Source organism: Anabaena sp. WA102, assembly GCF_001277295.1.
In the GTDB taxonomy this organism is placed as follows: domain Bacteria; phylum Cyanobacteriota; class Cyanobacteriia; order Cyanobacteriales; family Nostocaceae; genus Dolichospermum; species Dolichospermum heterosporum.
In genome coordinates this window covers 3,115,980-3,127,774 of record NZ_CP011456.1, presented here as the reverse complement: position 1 = coordinate 3,127,774, position 11,795 = coordinate 3,115,980, and the positions used below count along the sequence as shown (strand labels likewise).

At 37.6% G+C, this 11,795-nt stretch carries 9 protein-coding genes and 1 pseudogene; 1 reads left to right on the top strand and 9 read right to left on the bottom strand.

Translation table 11 applies throughout. From position 1 onward, the window contains the following. Window positions 1–110 precede the first annotated feature (110 nt). Window positions 111–1,748 carry a CTP synthase gene (locus tag AA650_RS13485; RefSeq protein ID WP_053539407.1) on the bottom strand — a complete coding sequence of 546 codons (1,638 nt, stop codon included), beginning with the start codon at window positions 1,746–1,748 and terminating at the stop codon, window positions 111–113. Between the two features lie 208 nt (window positions 1,749–1,956). On the opposite strand from AA650_RS13485, the gene AA650_RS13480 reads away from it, so the two are divergent. Further along, the gene (locus AA650_RS13480) at window positions 1,957–3,711 is read left to right on the top strand and encodes an N-acetylmuramoyl-L-alanine amidase (RefSeq protein WP_053539406.1); all 1,755 of its coding nucleotides are present in this window, start codon (window positions 1,957–1,959) and stop codon (window positions 3,709–3,711) included. Between the two features lie 46 nt (window positions 3,712–3,757). On the opposite strand, the gene AA650_RS13475 is transcribed toward AA650_RS13480, so the two are convergent. From AA650_RS13475 to AA650_RS13435, 8 genes and pseudogenes are all read right to left on the bottom strand, one after another. Continuing rightward, window positions 3,758–4,003 (bottom strand): HNH endonuclease, encoded by a 246-nt coding sequence (locus tag AA650_RS13475; RefSeq protein ID WP_053539405.1) that lies wholly within the window; start codon window positions 4,001–4,003, stop codon window positions 3,758–3,760. 164 nt (window positions 4,004–4,167) lie between these two features. Continuing rightward, window positions 4,168–4,290, bottom strand: a complete 123-nt coding sequence (locus AA650_RS26530; RefSeq protein ID WP_081424369.1) for a KGK domain-containing protein — start codon at window positions 4,288–4,290, stop codon at window positions 4,168–4,170. Window positions 4,291–4,420: 130 nt separating this feature from the next. Then, window positions 4,421–4,639, bottom strand: a complete 219-nt coding sequence (locus AA650_RS13465; RefSeq protein ID WP_053539403.1) for a type II toxin-antitoxin system HicB family antitoxin — start codon at window positions 4,637–4,639, stop codon at window positions 4,421–4,423. A 377-nt stretch (window positions 4,640–5,016) separates the two neighbouring features. Next, window positions 5,017–5,391 carry a KGK domain-containing protein gene (locus AA650_RS13460; protein ID WP_053539402.1) on the bottom strand — a complete coding sequence of 125 codons (375 nt, stop codon included), beginning with the start codon at window positions 5,389–5,391 and terminating at the stop codon, window positions 5,017–5,019. Between the two features lie 157 nt (window positions 5,392–5,548). Beyond that, entirely contained in the window at window positions 5,549–5,917 is a 369-nt protein-coding gene (locus AA650_RS13455) for a KGK domain-containing protein (protein ID WP_053539401.1), read from the bottom strand. 86 nt (window positions 5,918–6,003) lie between these two features. Next, window positions 6,004–6,937, bottom strand: a pseudogene (locus tag AA650_RS26525) (dynamin family protein). A gap of 54 nt (window positions 6,938–6,991) precedes the next feature. After that, complete coding sequence (locus AA650_RS13440) at window positions 6,992–9,481, bottom strand: U32 family peptidase (protein ID WP_053539398.1); 2,490 nt, start codon at window positions 9,479–9,481, stop codon at window positions 6,992–6,994. Window positions 9,482–9,540: 59 nt separating this feature from the next. After that, a complete protein-coding gene (locus AA650_RS13435; RefSeq protein ID WP_053539397.1) occupies window positions 9,541–11,649 on the bottom strand; it encodes a TonB-dependent receptor plug domain-containing protein in 2,109 nt (702 codons plus the stop codon). Window positions 11,650–11,795 lie beyond the last annotated feature (146 nt).

The following is an 11,795-nucleotide window of genomic DNA, read 5'->3' as shown; positions in this document are numbered from 1 at the left end:
TTAAATAATGGGACAGAGTTAATTATACAACTGAATTTTTCTGTTCCCTGTTCCCTGTTCCCTGTTCCCTGTTCCCTGTCCCCGTGGCGTAGCACCTGTCACCTATCCTATTAAGAAACTTGTACAGGCTTAGGTGTAGCAGTTGCAGAATGGGATTGAGAAATGGCAGCGGTCATAAATCCTTTGAATAAAGGATGAGGTGCATTAGGGCGAGATTGAAATTCAGGGTGAAATTGACAAGCGATAAAGAAGGGATGTTTGGGATATTCGACAATTTCCACTAATCTACCATCTGGAGATGTGCCACTCACTAAGTAACCAGAATCTAATAATTGACTGCGGTAAACATTGTTGAACTCGTAACGGTGACGGTGGCGTTCGTAAATGACTTCTTCTTGATAAAGTTGGAAAGCTAGAGTGTTGGGAAGTACCCGACAAGGATATAACCCTAAGCGCATTGTTCCGCCTAAATCTACCACATCCTGTTGTTCTGGTAACAGGTTAATAACTGGATTGTCCGTATATGGGTCAAATTCGGCACTATTGGCATTAGATAAGCCTTCGACATTTCTCGCCCATTCAATCACGGAACACTGCATTCCTAAGCATAAACCTAAAAAGGGAATTTGGCGATCGCGTGCGTATTTAATCGCGGCAATTTTCCCGTCTATCCCTCGACTACCAAAGCCGCCAGGAACGATGATACCATCAACACCTGAGAGATAGTTTTCCGGTGGTTCATTTTCCAAAACTTCCGAGTTTACCCACCGCAGACGCAAATCACCATGAGTTGCAATAGCCGCATGACGTAAAGACTCAACCACAGAAAGGTAGGCATCACCTAACCGCACATATTTACCAACAATGGCGATTTCGACGGTGTGTTGAGGATTATACATCCGGTCTACCATCGTTTCCCATTGTGTCATATTGGGTTGACGTTGTTCCATTTGCAGTAAGTTGAGAACTTGTTCGGCTAATCCTTCCCGTTCTAAAATTACTGGGACTTCATAGATACTACGGGCATCTGGACTGGTAATAACACATTCTACAGGGACATCACAAAACTCTGATAACTTTTGTTTCAAGCCTACAGGAATGGGGCGATCGCTCCGACATACTAGAATATCTGGTTGAATGCCAATGGATCTCAATTCTTTCACAGAATGTTGAGTAGGCTTGGTTTTCATCTCTCCCGCCGCAGCAATCCAAGGCAACAAAGTAACGTGCATATATAACACATTACGCTTTCCTACTTCCTTTCGCAATTGGCGAATTGCTTCTAAAAAAGGCAGTGATTCAATATCACCCACAGTCCCACCAATTTCCGTAATTACTGCGGAAGGATTAGTTTCTTTAGCAACTCTGAGAATTCTGTCTTTGATTTCATTGGTAATGTGAGGAATTACCTGAACAGTGCCGCCATTGTAGTCGCCTCGGCGTTCCTTGTTAATAACTGACTGATAAATCAAGCCAGTAGTAACACTGTTTAATCGAGACATAGAAGTATCAGTAAAGCGCTCGTAATGTCCCAAATCCAAATCTGTTTCTGCACCGTCTTGGGTGACAAAAACTTCCCCATGTTGAAAAGGACTCATTGTGCCTGGATCAACGTTAATATAGGGATCGAGTTTAAGAATCGAAACCGAATAATCCCGCGATTTAAGCAAACGTCCCAGACTTGCTGCTACAATGCCCTTACCAATACTGGAAACAACGCCCCCAGTTACAAAGATAAACTTAGTCATAGTATTTTCAATTTCTAGCAACTCTTAATAGATTTTGTTCCCGCAGGAGAATTTGTGTAAACAATGTTGGAGGCTTGTATGCAGGATGAATTTTACCCGATTGAATTCTCTTATTTGAGACCAATGTATTGCCACTTTTGCATTCATATTTGATTCCATCTTGGCTATTGTGCCACAGTCTCTATCCTCAAATCTTCTGTGTTTGTCCATGAAAAAACTCTTAGGGTTAGTATTATTTAATTTCTTAGTCACCTCCTCAGTTGCATTAGCACAAGAACCACTTTTAGTAGTTTTTCCCCCGACAAACTACCAAACCAGCACAGAAAAAATATTTTTTATCGGTACAGCCCCCCCCAAAGGTCAGGTTTTAATTAATGGTAAGCTGATTAACCGTAGCAAAGCTGGGCATTTTTCCCCTAGTTTTCCCTTGCAGTTAGGGGAAAATATATTTAAAGTCCGTTACCAAAATCAAGAACGAGAGATTAAGATCATCAGGGTGTCTACTCAACCTGAGTTACCCCAAGGTTTAGGCTTTGCTAAGGATTCCTTGACTCCTGCTGCTGATATTGCCAGATTACCAGGAGAATTAATTTGTTTTAGTGCAGTTGCACCACCTCAAGCTACTGTCTGGGTGAATCTGGTAAATCAAAATATTGCCCTTTTACCCCAACCTTCCCAGGCACAATTACCTCCAAATTCAAGTGTCTTGACGGGGTTAAATCAGCCTAATCTTTCTAGTCTTACCAAATACCAAGGTTGTACAACAGTCACAAATGCTGCTGATTTAGGAAAACCTCAATTTAATTTACAAATTAATGATCAAAGAATAACTCAAACTGGTTTAGGCAAAATCGAAATTCTGTCCCCGACACAGTTACCAGTTGCAGAAATTGCATCAGAATCAGGCGTTACTCGCACGGGATCTAGTACCGATTATTCACGACTTACACCATTGCCAAAGGGAACTATGGCGAGTGTTACGGGTAAGAACGGTGAATGGTTGCGCTTAGACTATGGGGCTTGGATTAATAGCAAGGAAACTAAAATTATATCAGGTGCGGTTGCACCACAGACGGTGATTCGGAGTGTGGGTTATCGGCAATTAGCTGAAGCGACGGAGATTCGTTTCCCTTTAGAAACTGCTGTGCCGGTGAGTGTGGAACAGGGAAATAATGCTTTCACTCTTACCCTTTACAATACCACTGCCCAAACAGACACAATTCGCCTAGATGATAATCGCCTGATTTCTCGCCTAGATTGGCAACAGGTAAGTCCCACACAGATCAAATATACTTTTAACCTCAAAAAGCTCCAACAGTGGGGCTATAAGCTGAGGTATGATAATACAACTTTGGTTTTAACTTTACGTCATCCACCCCATCTTGAAAATAGCAAACGTTCACCTTTATCTGGCATCAAAATTGTACTTGATCCGGGACATGGTGGTAAAGAATCTGGTGCTAGTGGTCCAACTGGGTATTTAGAAAAAGATGTGAATTTGATAATTTCTCAATTGCTGCGAGATGAGTTGGTGAAGCGCGGCGCTAAGGTGGTGATGACGCGGGATGATGATCGAGATGTGTCTTTGGGGGAACGTCAGGTAATTATTAATACAGAAGAACCTGCGATCGCTCTTTCCGTTCATCATAACTCTTTACCAGATAATGGTGATGCGGAAAAAACTAAAGGCTTTGGTACTTTTTGGTATCATCCTCAATCACACAGCCTCGCAGTATTTTTACAAAATTACGTAGTTAAAAAACTTGGTAAACCTGCCTATGGTGTGTTTTGGAATAATTTAGCCCTGACTCGTCCCCATGCTGCACCGGCGGTATTATTAGAGTTAGGTTTTATGAGTAGTCCTTATGAGTTTGAGGAAATAGTTAATCCCCAAGCACAGAAGAAAATGGCTAATATTTTAGCTGACGGGATAAGTGAATGGTTTAAAACGGTGAAAGAATAAGAATCAGATCCCCGACTTCTTAGAGAAGTCGGGGATCTAAATATCACTAAGTTTCAAAATGTCGTCGAAAACGGTTATCAATGTTATTAGTTTTTTGCTGATTACAAATTAAGCAGAGAGTTTGTAAATTACTAATATCGTTTCTTCCCCCACGAGATAAGGGGATAATATGATCAATACTGAGTTGAGTTTCTTGGGAGATTTTACCGCAGCTTTGACATTGATATTTGTCTCTTTGGAAAACGTAGGTTCTGACTTCTGGGGGTATAGGAATGCGTGGGGTTTTGTTCATGTTTTGGTTTCGCGCAAAGGCGCAGAGTCACAGAGGAAAGAAGATGAGGTTATGTAGCATCATTGATCATTCGTCGTAAGTCGTCAAGGTAGTTATTCACTCCCCCCCTCTAAAATTATCGAAACCCTTGATCTCTCGTTAAAGATAGGGGGGGGTGTGAACAGTTACTCGTCAAGGGGTGATTCTGGTTCTTTGATTTCTTCAATTTCTGGTTCATCAGGACAAAATTGGAGAGTAACTTTGATTCTAAGTTTTCCTTTTTGCCAATTTTTACCAGGTTGTAAAATGAAACAACAATATCACCTTGTTTATCATTTAAAATTTGAAACTTCTCTTTCATCTCTCCTCCTCTTTGCGCCTCTGCGTGAAAAAAAATGCAGCAAAACGTTACTCAAGAAAATCAATAAATTCTTGAATTTATGCAGCTTGATTAAATGTTGGTTGTGGCAGAGTTTCACCTGTTGCTTGATAAGCGATTACTAATGATTCTAAAGCCTCAATTCCATTATTAACTGCTTCTTGATAAGTGTCTCCATGTGTACGCCAAATTTGTCCAGGAAAGTCAGGAAACCCTACTAAAAAACAGTTATCTTCTTCTGACCATTGAATTATCATTTGATATTTAAGATTAATCATTATCTGTTTCACCTTCTATTTGTCAGAATCAGGATATCCAGGATTTGAGGATGTACAGGATGTAGTTTGATGTTTATATTTGGGGATTTCTTGATTTTATATTTTGTCTGAATCAGGATATCCAGGATTTGAGGATTTACAGGATGTAGTTTGGTGTTTGTATTTTTAGAATAAAATTTTCATTCTTTACTATCTTCACTAATCATACTAATAAATATATCATCAATTATTAATCTTAAAATAAATTAACTTTTTAGAAAATCCTGATTCTGACAATTAATAATCCTGTCAATCCTTAAATCCTGGATATCCTGATTCTGACAATTAAGTAAAATCGCATCCACACAAACAAATTCTATCTGTGTGGACTAATTTATTTATGATGTAGCTTCGTTTATCTTACGTCGTAAATCATCAAGAGGTGATTCAGGTTCTTTGATTTCTGTGTGTTCTTCTTCAACATAAAATTCAATGCTAAGTTTAAATCTCAATTTTCCTTTCTTCCAAGATTTATAACCTAAGTTTAGCATTTTAACCTCCATACCTTCCTTGAAGCATTCAGTATTATAATGTCTGTCTTGTAAATAATGAATTTTTTGTCTTCGTAATGCTTCCCATAAAGAACTTAAAAAGTTTGTATCACTCCCTATAAATTCAAATGCTTGTTTCAATTTATTAACTTTGTAAGTTAAATCATTACATTCAATCACATCATCATCATTGCATTCTATCAACTTAAAATTATCTTCCATCTCTTTCTTCCTTTGCGTTTTTACATGATAAAACTCTGATTTGGACAATTAATAAATTAATAATCCTGAAAATCCTTAAATCCTGGACATCCTGATTCAGACAATTAATTAAAATCGCATCTACACAAACAAAGTCCACCTGCGTAGACTAATTAATTTATGATGTAGCTTCATTTAGCTTACGTTCTATCTCCTGAAGGAGTGATTCTGGTTCTTTGATTTCTGGTTCGTCAGGACAAAATTCTAGAGAAACTTTCATTCTTAATTTTCCTTTTTGCCAATTTTTACTAGGTTTTAAAATCTGACAATCAACACCATTATTTATCCAATCATCAGGTTTTTTCACGGATGGTAAAACACGACTATTTATAGATTCTAGTTCATGATTTAAGTGCTTTAAACTACCCTTATCTAAGATTACTTTTGACAAAGCTAAATCTAATTGACTGGCTTTTAAAATATAACCATCAAAATCAATCACAACATCACTTTGTTCAGAACTTATAATTTCAAAATTATCTTTCATCTCTTTCTTCCTTTGCGTCTTTGCGCCTTTGCGTGAGAAAACTCCTATTAGGTGAACACAGAAAAACCTCGTATTCACCCAACACATTATACCTCTTCCTCCCCAATTATCGGCAGTAAATGTTCATACAACTGCATCGCTTGTAAACAGCCATTAATTCCCGCAACTGCTGTATTATACTCCTCAATTTTCCCCTCAACCTGACTCAACAAACGTTGATTATTAGCAATCTTTTCCTCAGATTCTTGTTGCAAATTCTTCTCTAAATAAGCCCGCGCATAAGTATATTGTTGTAATATCTCATCTGCTTGTTTTTCCACCATTGGTAACAACTGAATTTTAATACTTTGGTTGATGGTTTGACGGAAAGATTGACGAATACTGTAAGAAACTTTCGGTTCAAAATCTAACTTTAATAATTGTCTAATTGCAGGTTCAGCGTCAACTATACTTTCTGCGTCGTAACCTTGGGATGTTTGTTCTAATACTTGTCGAAATTGATAGATAGAAAATGTGCCTTCGTTATAAAATCTGGGACTTTCTCTGACAAAGCGATCGCAGTTCTGATTTACTCTCTCCTCCTTCTTGTTGAATAATTGCTGTACAACCTTGATGCAATAAATCAACTACATCTTGTTTATGGATATTCTCTACGGTATTAAATCCCAATTGCTGACATAAAAATACCGCTTGTTCTTGAATTTCTGCTTCACTCAAAAAGGTTAAAACAACTCTTTCTGAATCTACAGGTGCATATTCAATTTTACATTCTGTACCAGTCGCGTGTCCTTCTGCACTATATAATAATTCCCTCTCTAATAGGGCATTAATCAACATGGATTTACCCGCACTAAAAGCACCAGCAAACACAATTTCAAACTTGGGACAAACTGCTTTATCCAAAGAAATTTGCACAGATGTAATATCTTGAGAACGCAAAGCTGCTTCTTGCTGTAGAAGTTGGAGAATAGATTCAACTTGTGCTTGCAATTGCTGGCACTGGGGCATTAAACTGGACATAAAAAGTAGTAATCAAGGTGCATAAGTATTGTAATACTACTTATTGCCATTTAGCTACATTATCCCCAATGCACCACGAGTCACACCTAATTGGTTTTGTAGCTTCAATTCTCTCCACAGTTGCGAACCGATGATTTCTCCTTGGAGTAATTTCTGATAGCTATGTATGGTTTTTTCCACTTGTTCCGGTGTTTCGCTGACAAATTCAATCCGTAAGTGCTGTAAACCCAATGAAATCAGCCGTTGTACGTATTCTGCTCCGGTTTGTGCCGTTGCGTTATATACTGTATTTCTACATCCTGCGTCTGCTTTAAGAATGTGTTCACTACCTACTCTGTCTCTGATTGTAACCGCTTGTGTATCGCAAGGTCTACCACAATTGGTGTAATCTGTTCCTTCAGACAGAAAAGCGCAGAATACACAATGTTCCATGTGAAACATAGGGATATGTTGATGAATTGTGACTTCAAAATTTTGTGCTGGGTAATTGGTAATTAGATCTTCGAGTTGATTAATATTTAAGTCGTAAGATGCTGTTAATCGTTCTAAATTAAAGCCGTTTTTAAAGTAATCTGCGGTTAAAGGGTTAGCAATATTTAAGGAAAAGTCACCAACACATCTTTCATTCGCAAAATATTCTAATTGGTCATAATTTCTAATTAAATAACCATCAGCTTGGGAAGCAAGAACTTGTTTTAAAATCCAGGTTTCTCCAGGTTTGGTTATCCGGGGTGGTGCGACAAAAATACTAATTTCTTCCTGTTTTGATTCTCGGACTATTTTTACTGCTTCTTTATAATTGCGAGGATCTTCAAATTCACAATATATAGTTTTGATATCTGTTGTTAATACTGCTTTTAATTGTTCGATGTTTCTCACCAAAACAATCAGGGAAGGGGAAGCAGGAATTGGTGTAGATTTAGAACTAATTAAATCTTGCCATTTTCCGTGATGATTTAATTCCCAAAGTTTGGGTCTACTTCTTAATTCCTCTAATTTGCTAACTATTTCCCGACGCATTCGGTTTAACTCACTCACAGGTAACATAATATTACCGTTGAGATTATTTATAAAAGTATCTAAATGGAAAGGTGTATTTCCTAACCTGCCAAATTGTTCTTTTAATCTTTCTGTAGAGAGGGGTTTTGTATGTGCCTCAGCTATTAATATTTCTGATTCTACTTGCACTATATTCCAAGATTGATCACGGGATATAGCTATTAGTTTTTCGCCAATCTCTCCATGTACTTCGATATTAATCGGTCTGGTAAATTGGGGATGTTCCCCAGTATAACTTTGACGGATTTGTTTATCCAATTCTGGATCATTTGTCTTCCAAACTTTATCACCTATATGGATATTATGGAAATTTAAATCATTTCTGCCAAAAGTTAAGATGACATCCTGACCATTAGGAATAACTGCATATATTCGTCCCCCTTCTTCCTTCCTTTCTGGGTGTCCGCAATCAAAAACAATCCCATCTCCCGGTTTGACAGGTGCTTCTAGCTTTATTGTTATTTCGGCATTTCTAATTCGGGTAACTTCTCCCAAATAAACACCGCGTTTTTTGCCAAATCTCCCATGCACTAATTCTTGATTATTAATTCCCTCAAACCAACCTGTATATAGTCCGCGAGAAAATGCCATTTCTAACTTATATTGGTCTTTCTTTCGACTAGAAAACGTCTCTACATTTGTTTCTAATAGTTGATTTAAAGCTTGACGATAAACGCGAGTTACATTAGCAACATATTCCGGTGCTTTCAACCGTCCTTCAATTTTCAAAGAAGTCACTCCAGATTTTACTAACTCTGGTAAAACGTCTAAACCTGCTAAATCTTGAGGACTTAATAAATATTTGCGATCGCCTAAATTCACAACTTCCCCATCTGCAATTAAATCATAAGGCATTCTACAAGCTTGAGCGCATTCTCCCCGATTTGCAGAACGTCCTCCTAGTGATTCACTGGTTAAACATTGTCCAGAATATGCGACACACAAAGCACCGTGAACAAAAACCTCTAAAGGTAAGGAAGTATTTTTTTGAGATATTTGTTGTTGAATTTTATTAATTTCAGAAATCGAACATTCTCTTGCCAAAACTACCAATTGACAACCCAAAGATTTAGCAAATTCTACCCCCGCAGCACTGGTAATAGTCATTTGGGTCGAAGCATGAATCGGAAAGTCAGGGGAAAGATGACGAATCAACCGACAAATACCCACATCCTGCACGATGACAGCATCAACACCAGCAGAAATGATAGTTTTGAGGTATTGCTGTGCTTCCGTTAGTTCCTGGGGAAAAATCAAGGTATTCAGAGTGATATAACCTTTGACTCCCCGCAGGTGCAAAAATTCCATTAATTCGGGTAAATCTGCTTCCGTGAAATTCTCAGCCCGCATTCTCGCGTTAAACTTTTCTAAACCAAAATAAATCGCATCCGCACCATTTTCTACTGCGGCTTGAGCGCATTCCCAGTTACCCGCAGGTGCTAGGAGTTCGGGGATTTTGAGGGTAGGGGTGGAGATGCTTGTCATTTTGGTTAAGTCAAGGTTATGTCAGCTTATAGATTGTACCTAAATTGAGGGAAAGTTGCCTACAAACTAGAAGTTAGACCCACACGGAAAGTAAAACCAGGACTATATATCCGATTCACTCGTTCATATTGTTCACCGAGAAGATTTTCTAAGTAAAAAGTTAATCCCAAGTTTTTATTTACAGGAATCCGTCCACTCAAATCTAAATTAAAGAAAGACGGGGCAAAATCTGTACTTTTTTCTCCTGCTCCAGAATTATTAAAAACAGAACGACGAGTACCGCTATTATAAGTAGCATATAAATTACCTTGCCATCCATCCTTTTGATAACCAATTCCGGTTTGTAGTGAAGAATAGGGAATTAAGCCTAATTGTAACCCCTTTTCTGTGCCTGTTTTGATTTGAGCATCTGTATAAGTATAGTTGATAAAAGTTGACCATGCACTGGCAATTTTTAATTGCAATGCTGCTTCTAAACCATTGGTATCTACTAAACCAATATTTTGCCATTGATTATTAATAACTCCCAAACGATTATCTAAACTACTGCCAAAATAAGTAAATTGTCCTAAGAGATTTTTTGACAAAATTACATCTACTCCCGCAGTCCAAGTAGAACCTGTTTCTGGTTTTAAATCGGGGTTAGGATTCCAATTATGAACCGTATCAAAAACATATAATTGATCTAACCCTGGATTGCGCTGCGCCCCTGCCCAACTTCCACGCACTGCAATAGCTGGATTAACTGCATAACGTAACCCAACACTAGGATTAAAATAACTCCCAAATTGACTATCAAAGTTTTGTCTTACCCCTAAATCTGCTTGCAAAGCATCGCTAAGTTGCCAAATATTGACAGCAAATAAAGCTGTATTAAATGTACTTCTATCTTCCCTTTCATTTTTAGCAATTCTTTCTGGATCTGTACTCAAAACATCGCCAATTAAATCAGTATTTTTTAAATCTAATCCCCAACGTAATTGATTATTCGGGGTAATTTTCCATTCATGATCTATCCTAGCTTTTAATTGTTGTGTATCTAAAATTCCAGTTCTATAATATTCTCTACCGCTATTATTAACGGTTGGTCCATAGGTGCTAAAATAATCTCGGTTGTAACCAAATGTAGTTGTTAAATTGGAATTATCTCCCTTACCAAGTCGAGTTTTCCAAGATAACCCAAGATTCAAACCATCATGATCTAATCTGTCTTTTTGTAGTTGTAAGCCAGAATATCGAGAACCAAAATAAGTTAACCCCCGACGGCTACTGAGTGCAGTAACATCCAAATTCAAAGAGTTTTTAGGATCTAAATCTATTCCGACACTACCAAAATAAGTGCTGGTAGCTGTGTCTGCATTAGAAAAATATCCTTGAGCATCACGATTTGCAGCACCAACAGGAACGCGGTAACGATTATCTATAAAGAACCTTTCAAAGCTAAAATTGTATTTTACTTTACTCGTTGATCCACTATAAGTTACCTGTTGATTATTTAAGTTTAATGAACCAAATTCGGCACTAGCATTTAATTTTGGCTTGCCATAACCTTCTTTGGTAATGATATTGACAACTCCGCCAAAGGCTGAAGAACCATATAAAGAAGCAGCCGTACCGCTATATAATTCGACTCGTTCAATAGCCTCTATCGGAATACTATTTAAATCAGTTGCACCATGATATGTATTGATATTACTATTAATTGGTCTACCATTAATCAAAAATATAGATTGATTAATTGAAGCTCCTCGATAGTATGTACCTGTGTGAATATCTGCGCCATGTCCCACATCATTAATAGCAAAACCGGGCATTCTTTTTAAAACATCAGCAACACTAGTTGCACCCTGTTTTTGAATTTCCTCTTTTTCAATTACATAAGTGGGAGTAGATTCAGGGAGAACATCTTTTTCCCCAATGGTTTCTATGGAAATATCTGCATCGTCTGTAGGAGTTAAATCTGTTTCTGGGGCGGGTTCTGGCTTAACTTCGGTTACTGTTGGTTGTTGGGTTAATAATTGAGCATTTGTGGCGGTTAATTCAATTTCACTTAAATTAGGAATATCTAAATTGACTGCATTTTGATTATTTTCATTATCAGCAGCTACAGCAGGAAATGCTACCAGTAAACTTAGTAAATAAACTGGTAGGAAACAATTCTTAGTCATATTTTTGGACTCACACCCGGTAATAACAATCACTAATTTCCATTTTCCCTATAAATAGAAATTGTGTCAAAAGACAAGCTGTCATACTTATACTCATAAAGACTCAGATTTAAAAGGATGAAGTCCAAATTTATCTGCGTTTATCT

Excerpts from the sequence above, each read along its gene's own strand:
- AA650_RS13485 (WP_053539407.1), bottom strand. The coding sequence starts at position 1,748 with ATGACTAAGTTTATCTTTGTAACTGGGGGCGTTGTTTCCAGTATTGGT.
- AA650_RS13480 (WP_053539406.1), top strand. The coding sequence starts at position 1,957 with ATGAAAAAACTCTTAGGGTTAGTATTATTTAATTTCTTAGTCACCTCC.
- AA650_RS13475 (WP_053539405.1), bottom strand. The coding sequence starts at position 4,003 with ATGAACAAAACCCCACGCATTCCTATACCCCCAGAAGTCAGAACCTAC.
- AA650_RS13465 (WP_053539403.1), bottom strand. The coding sequence starts at position 4,639 with ATGATTAATCTTAAATATCAAATGATAATTCAATGGTCAGAAGAAGAT.
- AA650_RS13460 (WP_053539402.1), bottom strand. The coding sequence starts at position 5,391 with ATGGAAGATAATTTTAAGTTGATAGAATGCAATGATGATGATGTGATT.
- AA650_RS13455 (WP_053539401.1), bottom strand. The coding sequence starts at position 5,917 with ATGAAAGATAATTTTGAAATTATAAGTTCTGAACAAAGTGATGTTGTG.
- AA650_RS13440 (WP_053539398.1), bottom strand. The coding sequence starts at position 9,481 with ATGACAAGCATCTCCACCCCTACCCTCAAAATCCCCGAACTCCTAGCA.
- AA650_RS13435 (WP_053539397.1), bottom strand. The coding sequence starts at position 11,649 with ATGACTAAGAATTGTTTCCTACCAGTTTATTTACTAAGTTTACTGGTA.